Below are 24,734 nucleotides of genomic sequence, written 5' to 3'. Positions count from 1 at the left end.
CACAGTCATTGTACCCCACCCCCCAGCCCCTCCCCGCAGGCGGGGAGGGGAGACAAAGCATAGCTTTGGCGGAGTGGGGTTCTTCAGGTTTAATAAGTAATCTAGCGGACATGATATCATCCCCAGTGTCCAGAGCAATACTTATCTCTGCAAGAATCGCGATCGCTTCACAAAATGGCTTGCATTAACTAATCGAATGCGAGACGCTAAAAATAGCACCTCGCAAACCGTACCGCTTGGCGATCAAAAAGCGCTAATTCCGATTAAACAATCACAACATTATTTACGCTGAGTGACAATCCAGTAGATAGTTGGGCAAATTTTACCTGAGTAAACCCAGACCCACTGCCATCAAGGTCAAAGAACAGTCCACCTGTAGCACTGTTATAGATAAATCGTTGATTGCTTGTCGTTGCAGATGTTCCGAGGGTGAACTGACTTGTCTTAAGTGAACCTGGTGATAACCCGCCGCCAAAGCCAGCAGCCGATACCTGAATCAGTTCATTAGTCGCGTTGAAGTCATAAATACTGTCAACACCTTTATTGTAACTATTGAAAACAAAGGTATCAGTACCAGTGCCTCCATAAAGGGCGTCATTACCAAAACCACCTATCAGGATATCATTCCCAGTGCCACCATAGATTGTGTTTTTACCAAAGGCACTAGAGGCGGAGATATAATCATTGCCAGCGCCACCATCTAGTAAGTTATTACCTTTTGAATTACTAGCATTCAAGTTATCGTCCCCAGTGCCACCATTAAGAGTGTTATTTCCAGACGAGCGAGAGTCGTATGTAATGGAGACATCGCGGGGTGAGTACGGGTCGCTAGGAGTGTATTTGAAGTAGCCAGAAATGGAGAGATAATCATTGCCATCACCCCCAGAGATCAAATTATCGCCTGTTGAACCGCCAGCACTCAAGGTATCCTTACCTGCACCACCGTTGAGTGTGTTCTTACCAGACGAGCGAGAGTCGTAGTCTTGGTAGTTACCTCCTTCGTAGTAGCCAGAGATGGAGAGATTATCATTGCCATCGTCCCCAGAGAGTAAATTATTGCCTGTTGAACCGCTAGCATTCAAGTTATCGTCACCTGCGCCACCGTTGAGGGTGTTCTTATCAGACGAGCGAGAGTTGTAGTCGTAGTCTGGGTAGCTAAAGCTCTCGTAGCCAGAGATGGAGAGATAATCATTGCCATAGCCGCCAGAAAGCAGATTATTGCCAGCAAGGGAGTCATTCCCCGTACCACCAATGAGGGTATCATTTCCCGCGCCACCAATGAGGGTATCATCACCCGCACCACCTCGCAGCAAATCGTTTCCACTCAAGCCATCGATTTTGTCATTACCGCCTTGACCATTAACTACATCATTTGAGTCCTCTAACCCCGTAATGTTATTGTTGAGGTCATTGAGGAAAGTTACTGTGTTCTTGATGCCCAGGCTAGTATCAGTAGAGTTGGAATCGAGGACATTAAAGCTGTCGGTGATGACATTTTGCCCGTCAAATACGATATTACCAAGTGCTGGTTTGGCTCCAGAAGCTTTCAGATTCTCCAAGTTTTCTAGTTTGAAGTTTTGCAGGATAACTAGGGTATTAGCATTTCCTTCAAAGGAGATTTCCAGATTGTTACCATTCTGAAATAACAGTAAATTTCGAGCAGTTAATCCTGTACCCTGGAATTTGATGGTGTCTACTTCAGCAATAACTGCTGCTGTCGGGTTAGTTCCTTTACCTATGCCACCGAAATCAGTGATTGTATCAGCGCCGTCGCCCAAGTTGTAAACAAATTTATCCTTGCCACCGCCACCAGTTAAAGTATCATTCCCAGTACCACCAGTTAAAGTATCATTCCCAGTACCACCCTGTAGTAAGTCGTAGCCGCTGGTTCCAATGATATTTGCCATAATTTTTACCTATCTGATTCCATCTTTTCAGTAATTTCAGTTCTCAACGTTGAATTTAATGCTGTTTTTGGATACAAAATACTTGCCGAAGTTGACGTATACCTTAAGAATTAGGAACATTAATATTCATCAAAGATTTACCCTATGAAAAGGCTTTTCAGTAGCACTGATTTTTTCTTAAACTATCTAAGTCGAATGGCACTGTACAAATTAATCAGGGAGTAAATTCAAGTCAATAGTTAATTACTGACATAAAAGGAGATTTTTATACCCTGGTTCTGATAAATTCTGCGTGCATATCTACCTTGAAAATATAGAATATCTAAATAACCTAACACTAACCATATACTACCGTATTTACTTAGATGTCTTTGCTTCAAAACACATCTAAAGCATATTCTTCAAATGATTCACTGTTCTGTCACTCTGGCAAAAGAAAAATAAGAGCCAAATTTTCAACTGTATATAATATCAAGTTCGGGTGATTACTTATAATAAAACTTATCAATGTAAGTTGGGTTGAACGGCAGTGAAACCCAACATGAACAAGGATCAAGCGTTGGGTTTCGTTCCTCAACCCAACCTACAGATGTTATAAGTATTTAACCGAACCTGATATAAAACGGGCATTGTATATCAATACCTTCGCCAATTTACGAGGGTTCAACGGCTGTAGAAACATTATGAATCCGACCGAGAGAGGTAAGCTTGGCAAAAATCTGGGCTAATAAAATAGGCTCAGGCTGTTCTGGAAGCATTTTTAACATTTCACGAACATATTGAAAACCACGACAGTAAGCCTTAAGATCGAGAATGCCAGAGCCATGATTATCTTGACGGAACTGAGCAACTCTGGAGAGAGAATAATCCAAGCGATTAGAAATCGCGGCTACACAAACTCTTGTCCGCCTGCGCGGACTAACGCCAAAATAGGGTTTCAAATTTAATCTGACGAGAGTAATAAAAGAGCGCTAACCAACTGCACAAAATTTTTTCTTTCTTTGTATGAAACCACCCTGCCTTCTCCTTTGGGAGAAGGGGTTAGGGGATGAGGGCGTGAGGGATTTGCAAAACGCCTGTCTAATATAGTTTTCGGCTTAAGTTGACAGGTATGATAGCAGTGCTGCCCTAGCGCGTGTTGCATCCAAACGAGAACCGCTATATATATATTCCAAGACCACATCAAATTTAAGTTCATCTATGATCGCAAAGCCTTGGGATGCTCAACTTGCTTACTGGCTAATTAAACCTCTAAAACACAGTTGGGTAAACCCCAATCATCTTACTACAGTGCGACTTTTGACAGGGTTGGCGGCGGCTGCCGCCCTCGCAGTTGGTAATACCATTTGGGTTAACATTGGGGCATGGCTATTTGCTTTATCTAACTTTCTCGATCATACAGACGGTGAATTAGCCCGTTTGAGTGGTAAAAGCAGCAAATGGGGACATCAATATGACCTTGTTAGTGACGCCATCATCCATATTCTATTGTTTGTGTGTATTGGATATGGTCTTAGGGAAGGAAAATTTGGTTGGTGGGCGTTGGTGATGGGGATAGTATCTGGCGTATCTGTTGCTTGCATCTTTCATTTGCGAAACCAAATGGAACAACGTTTAGGTAAAGACGCCAGCCGTCAACCAAATTTCGCCGGCTTTGACATTGAAGACGTGCTGTATTTGTTTCCCATAGTTCCCTTGTTGAATGGACTAGAGCCGTTATTAATGGCAGCGACAATTGGAGCGCCAACCTTTGCTACATGGGTAATTTGGCAATTTTGGACACTCCCGCAGCCGGAATCAAACTAATCTAACAGGGTATTGGGTAGAAAGCTAATAAAACAGGCTTTTTAACTTTATTGAATGGTATGTTTATTTTTGCAATCCTGATATTAGGATCAAATTATCAATGGAGCTTCAAACTGAAATTGATAAAGCTATAGCAGCCATTGATTACCAGAAACTTCAAGCTGAGTTTCAAGCTCAAAATGAATTTTTGGTAGTTGAGAACTTTGTGCCTAACTCCATCATCGAGCAGTTCTTGGTGCTGTTGCCATCTTTACAACCTGCTATCAACCGCAACTATATTCCCAATCATAAAAAGGGCGGTAGTATCAGCCGCTATAGCTTAGACAACCTTGCTCCGATTTTCGGAGAGTTTTATCAACTCAGTGCCTTTTTCGAGTTCCTGAACAAAATTACGGCAGAAAAACTCCTTCCCTGTCCTGATTCAGATCCCCATACTTATGCACTGTACTATTACACTGAGCCTGGAGACCATATTCAGTATCATTACGATACCTCTTACTATCACGGGAAACGCTATACAGTGTTGCTTGGTTTGGTTGATAATTCATCCAGTAAGTTAGAATATCAACTCTACAAAGATATTCCTGAACGGGAGACACAAATGCGATCGCTCTCCTTAACTCCTGGTACTCTAGTATTATTCAACGGTGACAAACTTTACCACAGAGTTACTCCTTTAGGTGACAACGAACAGCGCATTGTCTTGACTTTGGAATACGTCACCGACACCCGTATGGGTATGCTAAAACGTTTTGTCTCAAATATGAAAGACGCGATCGCCTATTTTGGTTTTCGTCAAGTGTTTCGCCCTTAGCACCACCATTTTACATCCCTCCTGCCCGGTTGTTGAGCGTAGTCGAAACACTGCCTCCTGCCCGATCCATGTTAAGAATTAATTAACAAATATTGTCTTGAGCAAAAAACAGTCATTATAAAATACTGGGAAAATTTCCAGATTTCCTGGTGTCTAAGCTACTGTTGGTGATTTGACGATGAAGGCAATTATCTTAGCTGCTGGCGTTGGACAACGCTTAGGTAAAGACGGGCAAATCCAACCCAAATGCTTACTGAAATTTAACGGCAAATCTCTACTAGAGCGCCATTTTAACAATCTCCGTCATTACCAAATTGATGAAGTAGTGATTGCTGTGGGTTATCAAGCAGAAAGAATTCAGGATGAAATCAAAGCATTAGGAGCCGAAAATTGGGTCAGTACAATTTATAATCCTGACTACACCAAAGGCAGTACGATCAGCCTTTGGACTGTACGTCAGCATTTAGTTGCTGGCGATGACATATTATTAATGGATGCAGATGTGTTGTGCGATCGCCGCATCATCGAACGACTGGTAAAGACAAATATCCCCAACAGCTTTTTACTAGATCGGGATTTTGAACCGGGAGATGAACCCGTGAAGCTTTGTGTTAGAGATAATTATCTAGTGGAGTTTCGTAAACAAGTAGCTCCTGGTTTAGCTTATGATTTTGTCGGTGAGTCAGTGGGATTCTTTCGTTTTGAAAGTGCTGTTGCTCGCCGTCTTGCGATTCGCACAGAACAATATGTTGCAGACGAACGGGATAATGAACCTTATGAAGAAGTAATTCGGGATTTGCTCTTAGAAACTCCAGAAACATTTGGCTACGAAGACATCACTGGATTACCTTGGCTCGAAATCGATTTTCCCCAGGATATTCAACGCGCCCAAAACGAGATTTTACCTCAGATAGAAGTCGCAGAACATGTCTGAAAATATGTTTATAAAGAATTCAGGAGTCAGGAGTTTACTGAGCGTAGTCGTTCGCGCAGCGTCTCCGACAGGAGAAGTGAGTCAGAATTCAGTATGAATTATTTGCTACTAGAGTGTGAATCAAGGGGTGAAAAAGATTTAGTAGTCAAAAACATAAGGCGGGTTTGAATCTCCCACTAAATTGATTCTGAATTCTTCTTTCATTATTACTATAGGTTGAGAAAAGCAGAATAAATGCATCAAATATTTGCACCCAATGATACCTCTGCAAAATTAAATAAATGTGCCCAATTGCGGTTATTACTAGAATCGCCTCAACTTGACTTCATTATGGAAGCTCACAATGGGATTAGCGCCCGGATTGTGGAAGAGGCAGGATTTAAAGGAATTTGGGCGAGTGGATTAGCTCTTTCAGCTCAATATGGCGTTCGAGATAATAATGAAGCCAGTTGGACTCAAGTTGTAGAAATGCTAGAGTTCATGTCTGATGTCACCAGCATCCCGATTTTGTTAGATGGGGATACTGGTTATGGCAACTTTAATAATATGCGCCGCTTGGTCAAAAAGTTAGAACAGCGAGGTATTGCTGGAGTCTGTATTGAAGATAAGCTTTTTCCCAAAACCAACAGCTTTATCAACGGGAGCCGCCAAGCTTTAGCTGATATTGATGAATTCTGCGGCAAAATTAAGGCGGGTAAAGATAGTCAGACAGATCCAGATTTTTGCATCGTCGCCCGACTCGAAGCTTTGATCGCCGGCTGGGATCTTTCGGAGGCACTGCGCCGAGCTGAAGCTTACCACGCCGCCGGAGCAACCGCGATCTTGATTCACAGTAAATCATCGCGCCCCGATCAAGTGCTAGCCTTTGCTAAAGAATGGGCGGGTCGTTCCCCGTTAGTGTTTATACCGACTAAATATTACAGCACGCCTACTGATGTTTTTCGCAAAGCTGAAGTTAATTTGGTCATCTGGGCAAACCATCTGATTCGAGCTGCTGTTGCTAGTATGCAAGCGATCGCACGTGAAGTGAAAGCCAGCGAAACTTTAATCAACATTGAAGATGATATTGCTCCTGTAAAAGAAATTTTCCGGCTACAAGGGGCGGATGAACTCCAAGAAGCTGAAAAACGCTACTTTAACAATGGACGACAAAATACCCAAGCGATCGTTCTGGCTGCTAGCAGAGGCAAAGAATTAGCCGGATTGACGCAAGATAAACCAAAAGTAATGTTACCCCTTGGAGGTAAACCTTTGCTCAGGTTGTTGGTGGATAAATTTAAGAAACTTGCCATCAATGATATTACCGTTGTCGCCGGTTACAAAGCAGAAACGATCGATGTTCCGGGGACTAAAGTCATCTGTAACCCAGATTATGAAACAACGGGAGAATTAGCATCCTTAGCCTGCGCTCAAGCCAGTTTTGGCGAAGAAATGCTGGTGCTTTACGGCGATTTACTATTTAGAAGCTACATCTTGCGAGATTTATTAGAATGTCCCGGAGAAATTGTGGCTGTTGTTGATTCTGTGGCCAACAGCAAGTCTGTTAGCGGTTCACCTGACTACGCCTATTGCTCAATTCCAGACGATCTTTCTCTGTTTGGACAGGATGTCAACCTGTTGGATATTTCTAAAACCACACAAACGCAATTAGGAAAGTCTAGCGGCCGCTGGATTGGGATGCTGCGTTTGCGGAGTCAAGGTAGACAATGGGTTAGTGAAGCACTCAATGACTTGCAAAAACAACCGGAATTCAACAGTCTGGGTTTGCCAGAATTATGCAATTATTTAATCGAGCAAGGCAAACCGATCAAGGTACTTTATATTCGCGGTAACTGGTTAGATGTTAATTCTTTAGACGATCTTGACCTTGCTTTTCAATTAAAACAATAGGAGTGGGGCATTGGGCATTGGGCATGGGGAATTGTGAGGTTGAAGTTCCGAGTTCTGAGGTCGAAAGTTTGAGTTCAGAGGCTGAAGTTCCGAGTTCAGAGGTCGAAGGTTTGAGTTCTGAAGCTGAAGTTCGGAGTTCTGAAGCTGAAGTTCCGAGTTCTGAGGTCAAAGCTCCGAGTTCGGAGGCTGAAGTTCCGAGTTCTGAGGTCAAAGCTCCGAGTTCGGAGGCTGAAGTTCCGAGTTCTGAGGTCAAAGTTCCGAGTTCGGAGGTCAAAGTTCCGAGTTCGGAGGTTGAAGTTTTGAGTTCAGAGGTCGAATTAATAATCTTTCCTATCAACTCTCCAGTCCCCAATCCCCCTTCCTCACTCGCTACCGCTTACTTTCCATCCCCCATCTCTTAATATGATCCAGGCAGAAGAATTTGTAGAAGCTGCGCGTAATCTTGGCTTTGGGTGGTACACCGGTGTACCCTGTTCTTTTCTCACGCCTTTTATTAACTACGTCATCAATGATGTTCAACTTAGATATATCTCCGCAGCCAATGAGGGAGATGCGGTAGCGATCGCAGCTGGAGCCGCAATTGCTGGTAAACCAGGAGTGGTGATGATGCAAAACTCTGGTTTGGGGAATGCAGTTAACCCGCTAACCTCCCTCACTTACATCTTTAGGATTCCACTGTTGCTGATTTGTACCCTGCGAGGCGATCGCGTGTTGCAAGATGAACCGCAACATCAATTAATGGGGCAAATTACAGAGAAATTGCTGCAAACAATGACTATACCTTGGGAATTTTTTCCCACAGATGCAGCACAAATAGAACCCGTTCTGCAAAGAGCCACAGCCTATATGCAACAAGAGCGCTGTCCTTATGCTTTAATCATGCGTAAAGGAGCTATTGCACCCCATGCACTCACCCGTTCTTCTATCCCCGAACGAGAAAATAGTAGTAGCGCTCATATTCAGCAAAGCTTTTATCGGGATAACAAAGAACAACGCATTTCTCGCAGCGAAGCATTAGCTCGGATTGTGGAACTTACCGAACCAGAAAACACTGTAGTAATTGCCACCACCGGATACACGGGGCGCGAACTCTTCGCCAGTAAAGACAGCGCCAATCATCTTTATATGGTCGGATCGATGGGCTGCGTTTCCTCAATGGGATTGGGATTATCCTTAGCACGTCCAGACCTGAAGGTAGTAGTAATTGATGGCGATGGGGCAGCATTAATGCGAATGGGTAATTTTGCTACCATCGGCACTTATGGCGGTGCTAACTTGACCCATATTCTGTTAGATAATGAAGTCCACGATTCCACAGGCGCACAAGCCACTGTTTCTGCGAGTATATCTTTTGCCAAGATTGCCGAAGCCTGCGGTTACGGCGTTACATTAGCCGGAGATGACCCTTCGCTTTTAGATGCCTTATTTACCGCAGATGCTAACACTAGACCTAAATTTGCTCATTTAAAAATCCGTCCCGGAACTTTAGAAAAGCTACCCAGACCCAACCTCACCCCGGAAGCAGTTTTACAACGCTTTATGAACCATATTGGTTCTAACTGGCAACTCCTAACTCCTAACTCCTAACTTTGGTAATGATTTTACTAAATCCCGGCCCCGTTAATTTAAGCGATCGCGTTAGAAATGCCCTGTTGCATCCCGATTTGTGTCACCGTGAAGTGGAATTTTCCCAACTTCAAAGCAGAATCCGCGAACAATTACTTCAAGTCTATGGTCTTGGAAGCGGCTGGGCAGCAGTTCTCCTCACTGGTTCTGGAACCGCAGCGATGGAAGCGATGATTAGCAGTTTAGTACCCACAGACGGGAAATTGCTGGTAATTGAAAACGGTGTATATGGCGAACGACTTTCCAAAATTGCCAAAATCCACGGCATTAATTACATTACACTTTCCCATCCTTGGGATGGCGAAATAGATATCAAGGCTTTAGTCAAACTCCTGGATGAAAACACCGACATCACCCACCTTGCTGTCGTCCATCACGAAACTACTACCGGTCGCTTAAATAATTTGGCGGAACTTGCGCCAATTTGCCAAAAACGCCGCATCAAACTATTAGTAGATGCAGTCAGCAGCTTTGGTGCTGAGGAATTAAATTTTGCAGATTGGGGAATCACCGCTTGCGCTGCAACAGCCAATAAATGTCTGCATGGTGTACCGGGAACGTCTTTTGTTATCCTGCAACGGAATGCACTGCCGTCAGTAGACACGATCCCCCGCACCTTATATTTAGATTTAGCAAGCTATTACCAGCAGCAAGAACGAGGCGGCACACCTTTTACGCAATCAGTACAGACTTTTTATGCTTTAACAGAAGCTTTGCAAGAAATGACAGAAGCAGGAGGTTGGCGTGCTAGACACAGCCATTACAACCAACTTGCCAGCTTAGTCAGAGAAGGGTTAGCCTCAATCGGAATTAAACCCCTACTTCCTCTTGGCAGTTCATCCGTTGTCTTGAATGCTTACTACTTGCCAGACGGTTTCAGCTATGAAGAATTTCACGACCAACTGAAAGCACGAGATTATATAATTTATTCTGGACAGGGAAATTTAGCTCAATCAATCTTTCGAGTCTCGACAATGGGAGCCATTACCCAAGCCGACATGGAACGCTTTGTTGGTGTTGTTAAACAAATTATTGGTAATTCATAATATTCTCTCGTTCCCATAATATTCATGGGAACGAAGAACGAATATCTGGATGATTATTTGCTCCTCCTGCCCCCTGCCTCCTTCAATTTAACAAGGCATCAAAGCATCAAATCTCCCTATTACTGCCATATCTTCTTCATCTAACTCCGCCGGAATCCCACTGCGAATCAATTCCGAAAAGTCTTCATTGGGAATCATCACAGTCAACGTGTACAAGCGAGTAGAACCAGTATTTTTAATCAAATGAGTACCAGTAGGAGGCACTAATAAACTATCTCCAGCTTTGATCGTGGCACTCTTGCCGTCACATATAGCGATCGCTTCCCCTTTGAGAACGAAAAACATTTCCACCGCCCACTGATGGCGATTTGGGGGTGTTTGTCCACCAACATCAAAAATTTCTATGCAGCAAGTCAAAGAAGTATTAGCATTTGTCGAATCGAAGATAATTGCTAATCGATTAGAGGCGTCGGGACTAATGCGATATACTTGGTAATCTTTGCTAGATTTGATAACCGGAATTACACAACGAGTAGCGTACATTTATTTATCCCCTCTGAAGTTATCGATGGGTATGAAGATTCCTAAAATCCAAGTCTTGAATATTAAGTTGTTAACTGTATCTCTAAATCACAAAATCACTAATTATTCCTAACTCCTCACTCCTGACCATTTTGCAGCGCTGTTAAAATTCTTTGCGAGTCAGTGACAAAACCGAAGCATTGTTTGACATTATACAATGTCGCCTGCCAACAATATTCAGGAGAAGTTGTGGCGGTGCAGTCTTTAACCAATACGCAGTCATATCCTAAGAAGTTGGCATCACATAACGTGGTTAGCACACATTGATCGGCATTGACACCAGCAAAAAATAATGTTGTCCTTCCCAAATTCCGCAAGATACTATCTAATGGTGTATCCCAAAACCCACTCATGCGGTATTTATCCACACGAATATCTTCGGGTATCTGTTCTAGCTCGTCTACTACTGCCGCTGCCCAACTACCTGCCATGAGTACTCTAGCACCATTGCTTGGTAGTGGATCGCCCAATCCCACACCTTCCCCTGTGGGATTATAGACGTGGCGCGAACTAGCACTAATATTGAGCAAGTCGGGACGATTTCCCCAATTTACCCAAATGACTGGAACGCCAACCTCACGCAGTTCGGGAAGTAAGTTGTTTAAAGGTTCAATAGGCTGACGCGCCGGAGTTACGTCCACGCCGATATGCGCTAACCAACCATCAGGGTGACAGAAGTCGTTTTGCATATCAATGACGAGGATAGCAGTCTTTGCCAAATCTAGGCGCAGGGTTTTAGTTTCTGTTGATAAGATAACGGGTTGTGGGGTCTTTTGAGGACGAGTGATATCTGCGATCGCATCATTCACTGTCCACGCATTTGGTGCAACTCCCAATGTCCGTAATGGTAGATTCATAAAATTTCAGTACCCAACACCATTTTCTATTTTGTAACTTGAAATTCAAGTCAAAATACAATTACTTAATCAAGGTTAAATATGGTAAATTTCATTATCTAGAATATTTTGATTGCCGTCAGTGATGATTATGCAACGGTAGATGTATAGATTGTAAATGGTGCAACCGTAGCCATTTGCCCCAATCTACAAGTAATTGGCACTGTCATAGATGGCAAAAACGAGCTATTACTACCTGGCTTTTTCAACGCCCACATCCACTTAAAATGCGATCGCAAGTGAAGCAAAGTTAAAAATTGTGTTAATTCAACCAGTCCCTGTGTTTGCTGTCTTTTTTAAGCCTAAATTTGACCTACTTAATTTTATTTCTACATCATTATGATTTCCGTATAAAACGATAAGTTGTGCTTTTTTATCTGATTTTGTGGGTTTTTACGTAGTGTATTTTTGTTCTTGAATATAAGCTGGTGATGTATCAAAAAAATCATCTATCATCCAGCTTATGTAAATGATTTTTTTCACAAGTCAGAAATCTGGGTTATGGTCAAGCTAGAATGAAGTTGTATAATTTTTGATACACTACTTTTTCAGGTAATATTAATGACCTACAATCTACTATAAAAAAGCAATTACGTAGATACCCCTTAGAAAATGTTTGAAAAGTCTCCTGGTCGGTATCAAAAGTTTTAGATCCCTCTAAATCCCCACTTTTTAAGGCTAGGGGGATCTAAAAGTGCTTCAAGTCACAGGGGAACACTTTTCAAACAACCCCTTATAAAGGAACTGCATAAGGCAAAAAAGAATGGCGAATAAATCTAATGTAAGACTTACGTTTAATTTCAACGATATAAATTTAGAACCTACAGAGCAAGATGAGCAGGTTCAATGGTTCATAGCTGAACTGAAAGAGATGGATGAAATAGAAAATGTGGAGCGTGTACACGATCCCAATCCTCCAGAAGGCAATAAAGCTTTAGGTGGTTTTTTAGTAGGAATGCTAATAGCAGAATTCAATATAGATAATACAAAAAAATTATTCAGGTTTTTGGGCGATCGTCTTGGCGGAAAATCTATTCAGCTAGAGGTAGAGGCAAATGGTAAGAAATTGAAAGTATCTGCTCATAGTCGAGAAGAATTAGAGCTTGCTATTAAAGCTGCTCAGGAATTTATAGGAGATAAATAAAAGTCCTATAAAAACAGCAAATAATTTTTAGTTTTTTACCGCAATATTAAAGATATTAAAATGGCAAAAATAGCATTGTTAATTGGAGTCGATGAATACGAACCTGGATTAAGCCCTCTACCAGCAGCAGCGAAAGATATTGAAGCATTGCGTCGGGTTTTACAAGACCCCGATCTGGGAGATTTTAACGAGCTAAAGAGTTTAAAAAATCCCGATCCCCAGACAATGCAGTACGAAATTGAAGCACTTTTCTCAGAGAGAACTAAAGAAGATTTAATACTTTTCTATTTTTCTGGGCATGGCATTAAGGATGATACTGGTAATTTATACTTTGCAACTCGCGCAACAAAGAAAAACTCAAAGGGAGAATTAGTACGGTCAACTGCTGTCCCTGCAAACTTTATTCATGAAGTAATGAAACGTAGCCGTGCGAAGCGGCAAGTAATTATACTCGACTGCTGTTTTAGTGGAGCATTTGATCCAATTCTATCTGCTAAAAATGACGATTCCGTTGATTTACAAGGACAACTAGGTTCAGAAGGACGAGTAGTTCTGACATCCTCTAGTTCTACTGAGTATTCTTTTGAACAACAGGGTTCAGAACTATCTGTTTATACTCGTTATTTAGTAGAAGGCATCGAAACAGGAGCAGGCGATCTTAATAAAGATGGACAAGTATCGATATTAGAGCTTCATGAGTTTGCTACTAGCAAAATCCAAGAAGTTATTCCTAGTATGACTCCTAAAATTATTGTCCTAAGAGATAAGGGCTTTGAAATCATATTAGCGAAAGCAAAATCTATGCCCATTCCAGTTTTAGAAACAATTCAGACCAAGATTAACATCGGAGAAATTAAATTAGAATATTCTAAAAAGCTAAGTAATACTAGGTACTATAATCCTATCCCAAGCTTATTACAACCTTTTGAATCCTTTATTAGCAGATTAGCTGAACGATTAGGAGAATATTCTGTTAAATATTTATCTAATAACACTGGAGATACAGCAGCTACAGTTCAAAATTTTATTCTTGAAGTTATTAGACAAACTTCAGACGCAGATTTAGTGTTTGTAATGCATCGCGTCGAAAATCAAAATAGTTGGAATATAAAGGCACAAAGCAATTTTAGTGAAATTATTGATGATGATGCTTATGCCAACATCTTAAAAAATAAAATTCTTTCTAATATTCCAATTAATTCTATCTTTACTTCAGATCATCAGGGGATTTACAGAATTCACTATGATGAGCAAGAATCAGCATCTAAAGCTTTTATATTGATACCTTTAGATACATTAGACAATGAATTTATATTAGTCTGTGGTTTGTTAAAAGATTCTTATTTACTTAGTGATGCTTACTGTACAATCATATCTAGTTTCTACGAAGCTAGCCAGGAATTATATCTCCAACCTACAAGAGTTGAGGCAAAAATTCTTGATAACTTGAAAAAGAATTACGGCTTTGTTCCTTTTTCTTTCTATGAGAAAAGGTTTCATCTTTTTTGTGAGCGTCTAGCTAAAATTGTTATATATTTTGAACCTATTCTTGATTTAGATACATTTTCAATTAGTGGTTGGGAAGCCCTTGCTCGCGATCCAGATAGCTTAATAGCTCCTGTTGATCTGTTCTATGCTGCTGAGTTATGGGGACGTAAATTTACAATTGAGTTAGACCAAGTTCTTCTTAATCTGGCGGCTGATAGCTATAGACGAGCATTAATTGAAGCAAAACAAAGTAGATCTCATGAAATACTTCCTCTATCAGTGAATGTGTATCCAGAGTCTCTGATGCGAACTGCATATTTTGAGACTGTTCGTGAGATTGTTAAAGAAGGAACAAGCAATCACATTACAGCCAAAAAACTAATTTTAGAAATTTCCGAAAAATCTGATTTGCCAATTTATCAAGATGGAGTGAAGCTTAAATCTCCTTTAGATACATTTAAAATTAGATTGTCTAAATATGTTCAGGAGTTAAAAATTAAATTTGGGATTGATGATTTTGGAGTTGGTTATGCGTCAGTCTCTCGATTAGCAGGACTTAATCCACCTTATGTAAAAATTGACCGTGAAATTCTTTATCACGAACCAGTTAATGTTATTATCCAGTTTGTTCAACAAATAGTTGCAACAACAAATCCACTCAACCCAGCAAGTATAATTGTTGAGGGCTTAGATGAAAATTCACCTGTTACACTCAATCAATTGAAAAAATTAGGTATTAGCTATGTGCAAGGTCATATAATTGGAAAAGCCGAACCGACAATTTATCGTTTATCCCAAGAGAAAAGTGAATTTTTAAGAAAGCAGATATTAGGAGAATAATTCTGAGACGTGTTTCTCGTAAGGCCAAGATGGAGAAACTGAATCCGATCGCCTAGAGATTATATCGTGGGTGTTCAATGTTATCTTTCACCAGTTACCTTGGTCGTTTGTTGTGTGTATCTTTACATAATGGGTAAATTTCAGGATTGGTTCTGGGAAATCAATGAGTGCGGACAAGGGCCTCATTACTATTTCAACGCTACTTTTGCTCCGTCTGATGCTGAACGCCTTGCTGCTTTGGTGCGCCAGCATCCACTGTCTGGTTTTGAACACTGCCACTTTGTTGGCAAATTAATCAATGCACCATGTGGAAACTCCAATACTCCAGGTTCTTACGATTTGTATGTTGACCAGAGTAACTATGCTGAAGTTATGTCGGGTATACAAAGAGATGAACCTATAGTTACTGTTGCACACTATGTCTGGCAAATCATTGGTGTTTGCGATCGCAATTTTGGCATCGAGTCTGGTTATGGTGGCATAACTGGCATAGATAACCAAACTGATACCTCGTTGATTGTGGCGCTGGCGCAGTCACCAGAACTCACCTTAGTTGATTGGAGAATCGTTTCTGGAGGAGACGGTTACGCATCGGTGTTTTTTAGAACTGGCACATCAGCCGCAGAATTGCTTGCTTACTTGCAGATGCAGCCAGAAAAGCCTGACTTTTTACAAATAGAAAAGGAATTACGTTTAGCTTTATCAAATCCAGCATTGTCTAAAATTTATCGCTTGGGCGAGTGCAAAATCAATGGTTGGCGGCTGGAAGCGATCGTTTTGCATAATATTGAAAAAACCACAAGCTATGGTGGCGAAGGATGGGACATGACATCACACACTAGTGAGCTTTCTAAAGTCGCTCAAACTGTTAGCGATAAGTGCAAAGTTCCAGGTTGTGCAGCGGGTGCTGCACACGCGCCAAATGATTTCTACACACTCATTGGCAGCCATCTTAGCTTTGGCTACCCGCGCCAATAGGGGTAATTTTAAATTGGAATTTGAATTACAAATTCTGTCCCCTCTCCCTGCACAGAATTAACTTCCAGAGTACCGCCATGTTTTTCTACAATAATTTGCTGGGCGATCGCTAATCCTAATCCTGTACCTTTACCGACAGATTTAGTTGTAAATAAATGGTCAAAAATCTTTTGTTTGACTTCATCAGACATTCCCATCCCATTATCTTGAATGTAAATTAAAACATGATGTTTGTCTTCACTAAAACAAGTTTTAATCTCAATTTTATTATTAATATCGTGAAAACTATGTCCAATATTGGACTCCTCTAAAGCATCAATGGCATTTGCCAATAAATTCATAAATACTTGATTCAGTTGCCCAGGAAAACATTTGACTAAAGATATATCTCCATATTTTTTCACAACTTTAATCTCTGGATGTAGTTCTGATGCTTTTAAGCGATGCTTCAGAATCAAAATTGCACTGTCGATCCCATCATGAATATTAAAAGCAACTTTGTTTTCTGTATCTGCCCTAGAAAAGATTCGCAAACTGTTGCTAATACTCCGAATTCGGTCAATACCTAATTTCATCGAAGAAATCATTTTTGGCAAATCTTCTCGGATATATTCTAGGTCAATTTCGGCAATTTCTTCTTCAATTTCTATACCCGGATTTGGAAACTTTTCTTGATAAAGCTCAATGAGGTGAAACAAATCTTCAACCAAATCAACAGCAGGTTGGATATTACCTGCAATAAAGCCTACAGGATTGTTGATTTCGTGGGCTACACCTGCAACTAAATTACCTAATGCTGACATTTTCTCACTTTGTACCAGTTGTAGTTGCATGTGTTTTAAATCTGTAAGTGAGTGTTCTAATTGTTGGGCATTCTCTTGCGATCGCTGATAAAGAGAAGCATTTTCTAAGGAAATGGCAGCTTGCGAACACAATAGGTTTATTACTTGGAGTCTATCATGGGTAAATACTCCAGCAATGAGATTATTTTCTAAGTAAAGGATGCCGATTAACTTCCCTTGATGGAGAATAGGGGTACACAGTAAACTCTTGGGTTGTTGTCGGATAATGTAGGAGTCGGAGGTGAAGGAATTGTTCGCAGTCGCATCATCAATTACCAATGTTTCTAAGGTGCGTTTGACATAGTTAATTGCAGTTAGAGGGATATCTTGGCTAAACTCAATGGAAATAGATTGCAGAATAGTTGGCGCTTTCTGGAATGTTGCAATTGCTTCGATCGCCCAAATATTATCCTTGAGTAAAATTAAAGCAGATTTTTTGGCTCCGGTATTTTCCATCACCACTTGCATTAATATCGACAACAACTTCTCTAAATGAATTTCGCTAGATAGTGCTTGAGAGGCTTTGAGAACACTTGCTAAATCTAAAGCTTCGGAAATACTTGTACTACTAGATGAAATTGTTGCACCAGCATTAAAACTAGACAGAGGCATTTTATTATGGAGAGTAGATGCTATTTCTGTGGAATTGAGGCGAATTGTTTCCGATTGGAGAATCGGGGTAAGTAATTGAGGATAACGTTTTTCTAAGTCATAAACTTTGGCTTTAGCGCCCCAACGAACATAGCAGTAGTAAGCGTTTGTGAGATAGGTTTGGGCAATTTGTTCTTTACCCCATCCTAAATAAAATTTGGCGGCGAGTTCGTGAGCGAGAGCTTCTTCTTGGATATATTCGTTTTCTTTGGCTTCTTGAATGGCGCGATCGTACATTTCCATTGCTTGGATATATTCACCAAGAATGCGATAGCGTTCAGCCTCCACTAAATAAAACTTATGTAAATGATTCATCGGTGCATGATGCGCCCAATTCTGCATTTTTTCCTGATTGGCTGTAACTCGTTTCAAAATGAATCCTTGCTCGTCTTCAGAAGCATCATAATATACGGCTAATTGGCTCAGAGAATCATAAAAATGAAATAGAGGAACAATAATACTTCCAATCAGACTATCTAAAGAATTCAGTGCTATTTCAGCATTTTCAATCGCATCAGTATACTCACCAAATAAATAACAGAGAACCAATTTATTAAAATACAATGAACAAATCATGGTTTTATCATAATTTTGCTGATGAAGAGGTAGCATAGTTTCTTCATTGTAAGCATCACCAATTAAACGACAAGGATTTTCATTTCTTGAGAGTAAGTTAAGCACTGCCTGCCGATAAAGCTCATTTCTAATTAGCGATGGTTCTTGGCGAAGTTGTGCGAGTCCTTGACTATAATTTGCTATTATTTGTACTACAGAAGATAATTCTTTACCAGCCAAATATGAATTCATGGAATAAATAAATGCACAGTAACCTGCAAATTCTAAATCTCCTGTTTCTAGCCCGCTAGAATAGGCTGATTGTATAGGATACAAAAGTTCTCTAATATGATTTTTCCAAGAATTCAAAGAGCCATAAACAACCGCATAGGTCTTAGCTATGAATTCTTTAGCATTCAATTTGTCTAATAACCTGAGAGTCAGTTGACCGAATTGATAACCAGATTCGACATCTCCCAGAAAAGTATACAGAATCAATCCATAACATGAATATCCATAGAGAGAATTACCAGTATTTCCATACTTGAGAGATAAAATAACTTGTTTAAACAGTATTAAAGGATAGAGTTCGGGGATAACTAAATAAGCAGCAGCAGCAATATTTGTCAAGATATTCATAGCTGCTAACTTATCTGGCTCTGTCATTACTTTTAACTCTAGTAAGTCTTCAATGGCTTTACCCTCTAAAGCTAATTGTGTCTCCTGTAGTCCACGAGAAATATCTTCTGGTGTTGGCTGTTCTGGTAGTTCTATGTCCAATAATTTGAGAACTTGGAGTCCCGTTTTTATCGCCTCCCACATTCTGTTTTGTGCTACCTGAGATAAGATTTTAACTTCGTAGGCTTTGACTTGATCGAGCAGTGTTTTGCCATTTTCTAATATTACTTGTACCGATTGCTCCATTTGTTCAAAATCACCATTAAGATGGGCTAACTCAGCAGATGTCGAGTACAGTGCCAAAGCTAACTCATACTGATATTGCCAACAATCTTCTGTAAGTAATCTAATGCCAAAATTTGTGTATTCTATAGCAGCTTCATAAGCAGTCGAAATCTTTGCTTTATGACTTGCAGTTAGATTTAATTTTGCTAGTTCTTCTCGTTCTTCTGGCTGAGTAACTAGTTCGACTCCCAAATTTAACTGATTGACTAATTTAAAGAGATATTCTTCGCGCTGTTCAAGGGAAATATTCCTCAAAATTAATCGTCCAATTTTGAGGTGTACTGTTTGTTTTTGGTCTTCAGGAATTAGAGAATAAGCAGCTTGTTGAACGCGATCGTGTAAAAACTTATAGGAACAGGAGCCAGAATCTAGCATCCAAGAATCAGAAGCAATTAGAGATGCTCCTGGCTCCTGTTGATAAAACTTGTAAACTTCAGTTGTGGGGATGACCAAACCTTCTTGCAAAGCTTTCCATAGGTCTGCTGCTGTCTCTGATAGAGATTTTTCATGGACAATTGCGAGAGTTGCTAAGTCAAACTGATTATCAATAGAAGCTGCAAGCTGCAAAACTTTTTGAGTTGCTTCTGGTAACTTCTGCAACTGAAGCACCATAAACTCTACCAAATCATCAGTAAATGCTAATGCTCTAACTTGAGCAATATCACATTGCCAATGACCCATATCAAAGTTATAGTTAATTAACTTTTCTTCGTGCAGCGATTTGAGGAATTGATTAGTGAATAAGGGATTTCCTTGAGTTTTTTGATATACTAAATCTGTAAGATTTTGGGTAATTGATAAGTCACATTTAAGAGTATCATTAATTAGATGTTTTACATCTACGCGATTGAGATTATCTAAAATAATAGTATTAATAGTTTCTCTAGATTTATGAATTTCTTCTAATGTCAATATTAACGGATGTCCTGGATAAACTTCATTATCACGATAAGTACCAATAACTAACATATAGTGAATTTCAGCTTCACTCATCAGCAATTGCATCAACTTCAAAGATGCTGAATCTGCCCATTGTAAATCATCAAGAAACATCACTAAAGGATGCTCCTTGGTTGTGAAAACTTGGATAAATTTCTGAAACAGTAAATTGAAACGATTTTGTCCAGCAGTCCCGGAAAGTTCAGATACTGGCGGTTGTTGCCCAATAATTTTTTCTAGTTCGGGAATAACTTCGATAATTACTTGAGCATTTTCACCCAAAGCTGTGAGAATTGCGGCTTTCCATTGTTCAAGTTGAGTATCGGTTTCACTAAGTAATTGTCCCATTAAATCTCGAAATGCTTGTACAAAAGCTCCCAAGGGAATGTTGCGTTGGAATTGGTCATATTTCCCTTTGATAAAATAACCTCGTTGTCGCACAATGGGTTTATGGACTTCGTTAACAACGGCAGTTTTACCAATACCAGAGAAACCTGCTACTAAAATCATTTCAGTGTTTCCCTGTGCTACTCTATCAAATGCTGCGAGTAAGCTTTCTACTTCTGCTTGCCGACCATAGAGCTTTTCTGGGATGATGAAGCGATCGCAAATATCTCGCATTCCTAACTCAAAGACATCAATCCTGCCAGTTTCTCGCCACTGACGCCAGCAAATTTCTAAGTCATACTTCAAGCCCAATGCACTCTGATACCTCTCTTCGGCGTTTTTTGCCATCAGTTTGCCAATGATTTCAGACAGAATTGGCGGAATGTTGGGATTGAGACTATGTACCTGTGGAGAAAGCTTTGCCAAGTGACAATACACCAACTCCATCGGTTCATCAGATTTGAAAGGTAACTGTCCAGTGAGGAGTTCAAAAAAGGTGACACCCAAGGAATAAAAGTCGCTGCGATAGTCAATTCCCCGGTTCATTCGTCCAGTTTGTTCGGGAGAAAGGTATGCTAATGTCCCTTCTAGAATATTTGGATTAGTCAGAGTTTGCGTTTCTCTGGAAAGTAAGGAGGCAATACTAAAATCGATCAGTCTTATGTCTTTTGTGGTGGGGTTAATCAAAATATTGGCGGGTTTGATGTCTTTGTGAATCACCCGATTGTGATACAGTCCATCAAGAATTGAGACAATTTGCAAAGCAATGTAAAAAAATGTCTGCAACCCATCAGCAGTTGCCCCCATCCCTTTATCTCTCCACTTAGCCATCTCTTCTTGGAGAGAAATGCCACCCAAGTCTTCCATGACTAAGGCATAGCTGTTTTGATAGTTCTCCAGGCTATAAGTTTTGATAATGCCGTCAATATCTAGATTTTTCGCAATGGTGTACTGATTGCGGAATCGCACGAGTTCATAAAATGTGGGATACTCACGCCGCAACAGTTTAATTACTACTGGCTTTTGATCTGATTCTCTAATACCGCGATGTACTAGGGTTTTAGATCCCGAATAAATTAGCTCATGTATTTGATAACCGATCAGTGCCACCATAGTTCTTTTTTCCTTCCAAGGTTAATTTTTTCCTGTTTATATTGATTGTTCCTATTAATACAAATGTGCTTAAGGTTTGGGAAGACTATTTTGTAACAAGATATGAATGTGCGTAGGCGTAGCCCGCACTTCGGCTGCGCTCAGTGACCGTCGTAGACATCGCTAAATTCTTATTTACAGCATCAAAACTCTAGTAATTGATTACAAAACCCCAAAAAAAGGCAGATTTTGTGTATGCTCTGTGACTAAGTGCCTTAACAATACCTTTCCGGGAGTAAACATGGAACGCGCCATCTCTGCGTTGGGAATTTTAGTTTTTCTCAGTATATCCTACGCCTTCTCTGTTAATCGTCGTGCGGTGCGTTGGCGCATAGTCGCGTGGGGTTTGGGATTGGAGTTTGTATTTGCACTAGTGATTCTTAAAACTCCTTGGGGTTTGAATGTGTTTAAATCTCTGGGAGATATTGTCGGTCAATTTTTAGCATTTTCTGATGTTGGTGCCAAATTTGTCTTTGGAGAAAATTTTAAGGATCATTTCTTTGCGTTCCAAGTGCTGCCGACAATTATCTTTTTCTCTGCCTTCATCAGCGTCTTGTATTACTACGGCATTTTACAGCGAGTCGTAAATGTGATGGCCTGGGTAATGATGAAAACGATGAAAACATCGGGTTCTGAATCTTTATCTTGTGCAGGTAATATCTTTTTAGGGCCAACAGAGTCGGCGCTGATGGTTAAACCTTATATAGCGAATATGACGCAATCGGAACTCCATGCCTTGATGACGGGTGGTTTTGCCACAATTGCGGCGGGAGTACTAGGAGCATATCTTTCCTTTGGCATCCCAGCAGAACACCTGATTGCTGCTTTCTTTATGACTGCTCCCACATCGCTGGTGGTATCAAAATTACTTTACCCAGAAACAGAAGTATCAGAGACGCTTGGTAAGGCAAAAGCGGATGTAAAAACCAATTATGTAAATGTAATTGATGCTGCTACTACCGGAGCGCTTGACGGCGTAAAGTTAGCAGTTAACGTTGGGGTGATGATTATCGCTTTTTTAGGATTATTAGCTGCCCTAAATGCACTTTTGGGATGGTTGGGGGCATTTGTGGGCTTACAACAACTCTCACTACAGTGGATTTTGTCTTTTCTCATGGCTCCCGTGGCGTGGCTAATGGGCATACCTTGGGCTGATTGTCGGCAAGTTGGGGCTTTGTTGGGTACAAAAACAATTCTCAATGAGTTTATTGCTTTTTTGGATTTGAAGGCACTAATTGAAAGTGGTAAAATCTCTCAACGTGCAGTAATTATTACAACTTACGCATTATGTAACTTTGCAAATATCGGTTCAATTGGCATTACCATTGGCGGCATTGCGGGGATAGCACCTAATCGCCAGCATGACTTAGCTCGTATGGGTGTAAGGTCAATGATTGGCGGATTGTTAGCGGGTTTTATCACCGCTTGTATTGCTGGGGTGTTGATTTGAAAAAGTTAGAGAGACGCGATAAATCGCCGTCTCTACAGGGAATTTATCCATCAATTATTTATTGACAGACTACAACTCATCTGTAGAGTAGAACTGTTGAGCGTAAAAACGGGCATACCGTCCTTCTTGAGACAGGAGGGAAGTGTGAGTACCAGCTTCAACCACCTCTCCTTGTTCGATTACGAGAATGCAGTCAGCCCGACGAACGCTGCTCAAGCGATGGGCGATAATAAACACGGTACGATTTTGCATCACTCGTTCTAGTGCTTCTTGAACTAGTGCTTCTGATTCCGAATCGAGGGCAGAGGTGGCCTCATCCAAGATGAGAATTCGCGGATCGTTGGCAACTGCTCTGGCGATCGCTAATCTTTGGCGTTGTCCTCCCGATAGGTTAACTCCGCGTTCTCCCACCCAGGTATGATAACCCTGAGAAAACTGGGTGATAAAGGAGTGAGCGTTGGCAATCTTGGCTGCTTCCTGAATCGCTGCTAAATCTAATTCTTCTTGACCGTAACCGATATTTTCAGCGATCGTTCCTGAAAAAAGCGTAACATCTTGGGGAACAATGCCAATTTGATGGCGCAGGCTGGTAAGTGTGACATCACGGATATCTAGATCGTCGACTAGAATTTGACCCCTCTGAGGGTCATAAAAGCGAAGTAAAAGGTTAATTAACGTCGATTTGCCTGCTCCAGAAGAACCAACCAAGGCAATCACATCACCAGGAGAAGCGTTCAAGCAGAGATCCTTAAGCACTGGCTGATCGGGATTGTAGGCGAAATCGACATGACGATACTCTACCTTGCCCATAACTCGTGGCATTGCCTGAGCATTCGATTTTTCGCTGATACTAGGTTCCTTCGCCATCAGTTCAAAGATGCGTTCAACAGAAGCTTCGGTCTGTTTGTACTCGTTGTAATTGCTAATCAGCATATCGATTGGCTGAATCAGTATAGCCACAGCAGCTAAGAAACTGATAAACCCTTGAGATGTCAGTTGTCCCTGAGAAATCTGCCATCCTCCTAATAAGAACAGCAGTATAATACTAACTGCTTCCAAAAAACCGACAACGGGAAACTGAATTGATTTGAGTTGTAGAGCGCGATACTTAGCTTGGCGATTGATTTCTGCTTCTTTATTGAATCGCTTCACTTCATATTCTTGTGCTCCAAAAGCTTGAACTACACGAATCCCGCTAAATACTTCAGTTAGCATCGCCGACAAATTGGAAACTTGATTTTGGCTCTGGCGAGATAGCACGAGTAATCGCTGACCAAATTCCCCGATTAACCAAGCCATTAAAGGAGCCAAAATCAAACCCGCAAGAGTGAGCGGCCAATTCAGGTAGAGCATGTAAATGGGAATTGCAATTAACTGCAAGAAATTGGAAAGAAACTGATGGGATAACTTGTCCACAATCTCGCCGACGCGATCGATATCTTCAGTCAGGCGATAAGTCAAGTCTCCCGTCTGCGTGGTTTCAAAGTAATCTAATCCAAGTTTGTGCAGGTGAGCATAAACCCGCTTACGCAAGTTTAAAACCATGTTCAGGGCAGCAGCGATCATAAAGACATTCTGCCCGTATTGACAAAGCCCTCGAACCAAAAATACTAAAGTGGCTAGTCCGAGCCAGTAGGCAATCCGGTTTACATTTCCCTGGCCAAGATAAAAAGCGACCTGACCTGCTAAATAGGGCACTGCTAGGGTGAATAACACAAATCCTAAGATACAAGCCAATCCCCGGATTAACAGCGGCCATTGGGGCCAGAGATAAGGCAACAGTTGCCAGTAACTAGAGCGGACTTTCATAAGTAAGTAAGAATTCAGGAGTCAGGATTCAGGAG

At 40.9% G+C, this 24,734-nt stretch carries 15 protein-coding genes and 2 pseudogenes; 11 read left to right on the top strand and 6 right to left on the bottom strand.

The annotated features are described in order from the left end of the window. Nucleotides 1–263: 263 nt before the first annotated feature. Nucleotides 264–1,907: pseudogene (locus V7K53_RS01345) on the bottom strand (calcium-binding protein); the annotation flags it as partial. A gap of 653 nt (nucleotides 1,908–2,560) precedes the next feature. Then, a pseudogene (locus tag V7K53_RS01340) lies at nucleotides 2,561–2,758 on the bottom strand (IS4 family transposase); the annotation flags it as partial. Between the two features lie 349 nt (nucleotides 2,759–3,107). Here V7K53_RS01340 and V7K53_RS01335 point away from each other — a divergent pair. The 7 genes from V7K53_RS01335 (at nucleotide 3,108) to V7K53_RS01305 (ending at nucleotide 10,023) form a co-directional block, all read left to right on the top strand. Then, nucleotides 3,108–3,713 (top strand): CDP-alcohol phosphatidyltransferase family protein, encoded by a 606-nt coding sequence (locus V7K53_RS01335; RefSeq protein WP_335195890.1) that lies wholly within the window; start codon nucleotides 3,108–3,110, stop codon nucleotides 3,711–3,713. A 100-nt stretch (nucleotides 3,714–3,813) separates the two neighbouring features. After that, nucleotides 3,814–4,527 carry a 2OG-Fe(II) oxygenase gene (locus V7K53_RS01330; protein WP_335195889.1) on the top strand — a complete coding sequence of 238 codons (714 nt, stop codon included), beginning with the start codon at nucleotides 3,814–3,816 and terminating at the stop codon, nucleotides 4,525–4,527. A 178-nt stretch (nucleotides 4,528–4,705) separates the two neighbouring features. Beyond that, nucleotides 4,706–5,461: a phosphocholine cytidylyltransferase family protein gene (locus V7K53_RS01325; RefSeq protein ID WP_335195888.1), complete on the top strand. Its 756-nt coding sequence runs from the start codon at nucleotides 4,706–4,708 to the stop codon at nucleotides 5,459–5,461. 234 nt (nucleotides 5,462–5,695) lie between these two features. Beyond that, nucleotides 5,696–7,351 (top strand): phosphoenolpyruvate mutase, encoded by a 1,656-nt coding sequence (gene aepX, locus V7K53_RS01320; protein WP_335195887.1) that lies wholly within the window; start codon nucleotides 5,696–5,698, stop codon nucleotides 7,349–7,351. A 23-nt stretch (nucleotides 7,352–7,374) separates the two neighbouring features. Next, nucleotides 7,375–7,752 (top strand): hypothetical protein, encoded by a 378-nt coding sequence (locus tag V7K53_RS01315; RefSeq protein ID WP_335195886.1) that lies wholly within the window; start codon nucleotides 7,375–7,377, stop codon nucleotides 7,750–7,752. Between the two features lies 1 nt (nucleotide 7,753). Continuing rightward, complete coding sequence (gene aepY / locus V7K53_RS01310) at nucleotides 7,754–8,938, top strand: phosphonopyruvate decarboxylase (RefSeq protein ID WP_335195885.1); 1,185 nt, start codon at nucleotides 7,754–7,756, stop codon at nucleotides 8,936–8,938. An 8-nt stretch (nucleotides 8,939–8,946) separates the two neighbouring features. Beyond that, complete coding sequence (locus tag V7K53_RS01305; protein WP_335195884.1) at nucleotides 8,947–10,023, top strand: 2-aminoethylphosphonate aminotransferase; 1,077 nt, start codon at nucleotides 8,947–8,949, stop codon at nucleotides 10,021–10,023. A gap of 87 nt (nucleotides 10,024–10,110) precedes the next feature. On the opposite strand, the gene V7K53_RS01300 is transcribed toward V7K53_RS01305, so the two are convergent. Both V7K53_RS01300 and V7K53_RS01295 read right to left on the bottom strand, forming a co-directional pair. Beyond that, nucleotides 10,111–10,566: a cupin domain-containing protein gene (locus tag V7K53_RS01300; protein WP_194042486.1), complete on the bottom strand. Its 456-nt coding sequence runs from the start codon at nucleotides 10,564–10,566 to the stop codon at nucleotides 10,111–10,113. 116 nt (nucleotides 10,567–10,682) lie between these two features. Next, nucleotides 10,683–11,462, bottom strand: coding sequence for a cysteine hydrolase family protein (locus V7K53_RS01295; RefSeq protein ID WP_335195883.1), 780 nt, complete (start codon nucleotides 11,460–11,462; stop codon nucleotides 10,683–10,685). Between the two features lie 802 nt (nucleotides 11,463–12,264). On the opposite strand from V7K53_RS01295, the gene V7K53_RS01290 reads away from it, so the two are divergent. The 3 genes from V7K53_RS01290 to V7K53_RS01280 all read left to right on the top strand — a co-directional run bounded on the left by V7K53_RS01290 (nucleotide 12,265) and on the right by V7K53_RS01280 (nucleotide 15,951). Continuing rightward, nucleotides 12,265–12,645, top strand: a complete 381-nt coding sequence (locus V7K53_RS01290; protein WP_335195882.1) for a hypothetical protein — start codon at nucleotides 12,265–12,267, stop codon at nucleotides 12,643–12,645. Nucleotides 12,646–12,705: 60 nt separating this feature from the next. Continuing rightward, nucleotides 12,706–14,973, top strand: coding sequence for a caspase, EACC1-associated type (locus tag V7K53_RS01285; protein ID WP_335195881.1), 2,268 nt, complete (start codon nucleotides 12,706–12,708; stop codon nucleotides 14,971–14,973). 129 nt (nucleotides 14,974–15,102) lie between these two features. Beyond that, on the top strand, nucleotides 15,103–15,951 hold the full coding sequence (locus tag V7K53_RS01280) for a hypothetical protein (protein WP_335195880.1): 849 nt from the start codon (nucleotides 15,103–15,105) through the stop codon (nucleotides 15,949–15,951). 8 nt (nucleotides 15,952–15,959) lie between these two features. Here V7K53_RS01280 and V7K53_RS01275 read toward each other — a convergent pair whose 3' ends face one another. Continuing rightward, nucleotides 15,960–21,401, bottom strand: coding sequence for a trifunctional serine/threonine-protein kinase/ATP-binding protein/sensor histidine kinase (locus V7K53_RS01275; RefSeq protein WP_335195879.1), 5,442 nt, complete (start codon nucleotides 21,399–21,401; stop codon nucleotides 15,960–15,962). A 280-nt stretch (nucleotides 21,402–21,681) separates the two neighbouring features. Between V7K53_RS01275 and V7K53_RS01270 the strand changes: the two genes are divergently transcribed. Further along, on the top strand, nucleotides 21,682–22,890 hold the full coding sequence (locus tag V7K53_RS01270; protein ID WP_335195907.1) for a NupC/NupG family nucleoside CNT transporter: 1,209 nt from the start codon (nucleotides 21,682–21,684) through the stop codon (nucleotides 22,888–22,890). A 69-nt stretch (nucleotides 22,891–22,959) separates the two neighbouring features. Here the strand turns inward: V7K53_RS01270 and V7K53_RS01265 are convergent, their stop codons facing one another. After that, the gene (locus V7K53_RS01265; protein WP_335195878.1) at nucleotides 22,960–24,699 is read right to left on the bottom strand and encodes an ABC transporter ATP-binding protein; all 1,740 of its coding nucleotides are present in this window, start codon (nucleotides 24,697–24,699) and stop codon (nucleotides 22,960–22,962) included. Nucleotides 24,700–24,734: the final 35 nt, after the last annotated feature.

It is taken from the genome of Nostoc sp. (assembly GCF_036917355.1).
In the GTDB taxonomy this organism is placed as follows: Bacteria; Cyanobacteriota; Cyanobacteriia; order Cyanobacteriales; family Nostocaceae; genus Nostoc.
This window is presented reverse-complemented; position numbering and strand designations above follow the sequence as displayed.

Coding starts and splice junctions, on each gene's coding strand:
- V7K53_RS01305 (WP_335195884.1), top strand. CDS start 8,947: ATGATTTTACTAAATCCCGGCCCCGTTAATTTAAGCGATCGCGTTAGA.
- aepX (WP_335195887.1), top strand. CDS start 5,696: ATGCATCAAATATTTGCACCCAATGATACCTCTGCAAAATTAAATAAA.
- V7K53_RS01295 (WP_335195883.1), bottom strand. CDS start 11,462: ATGAATCTACCATTACGGACATTGGGAGTTGCACCAAATGCGTGGACA.
- V7K53_RS01330 (WP_335195889.1), top strand. CDS start 3,814: ATGGAGCTTCAAACTGAAATTGATAAAGCTATAGCAGCCATTGATTAC.
- aepY (WP_335195885.1), top strand. CDS start 7,754: ATGATCCAGGCAGAAGAATTTGTAGAAGCTGCGCGTAATCTTGGCTTT.
- V7K53_RS01270 (WP_335195907.1), top strand. CDS start 21,682: ATGGAACGCGCCATCTCTGCGTTGGGAATTTTAGTTTTTCTCAGTATA.
- V7K53_RS01280 (WP_335195880.1), top strand. CDS start 15,103: ATGGGTAAATTTCAGGATTGGTTCTGGGAAATCAATGAGTGCGGACAA.
- V7K53_RS01300 (WP_194042486.1), bottom strand. CDS start 10,566: ATGTACGCTACTCGTTGTGTAATTCCGGTTATCAAATCTAGCAAAGAT.
- V7K53_RS01315 (WP_335195886.1), top strand. CDS start 7,375: ATGGGGAATTGTGAGGTTGAAGTTCCGAGTTCTGAGGTCGAAAGTTTG.
- V7K53_RS01335 (WP_335195890.1), top strand. CDS start 3,108: ATGATCGCAAAGCCTTGGGATGCTCAACTTGCTTACTGGCTAATTAAA.
- V7K53_RS01325 (WP_335195888.1), top strand. CDS start 4,706: ATGAAGGCAATTATCTTAGCTGCTGGCGTTGGACAACGCTTAGGTAAA.
- V7K53_RS01265 (WP_335195878.1), bottom strand. CDS start 24,699: ATGAAAGTCCGCTCTAGTTACTGGCAACTGTTGCCTTATCTCTGGCCC.
- V7K53_RS01275 (WP_335195879.1), bottom strand. CDS start 21,401: ATGGTGGCACTGATCGGTTATCAAATACATGAGCTAATTTATTCGGGA.
- V7K53_RS01285 (WP_335195881.1), top strand. CDS start 12,706: ATGGCAAAAATAGCATTGTTAATTGGAGTCGATGAATACGAACCTGGA.
- V7K53_RS01290 (WP_335195882.1), top strand. CDS start 12,265: ATGGCGAATAAATCTAATGTAAGACTTACGTTTAATTTCAACGATATA.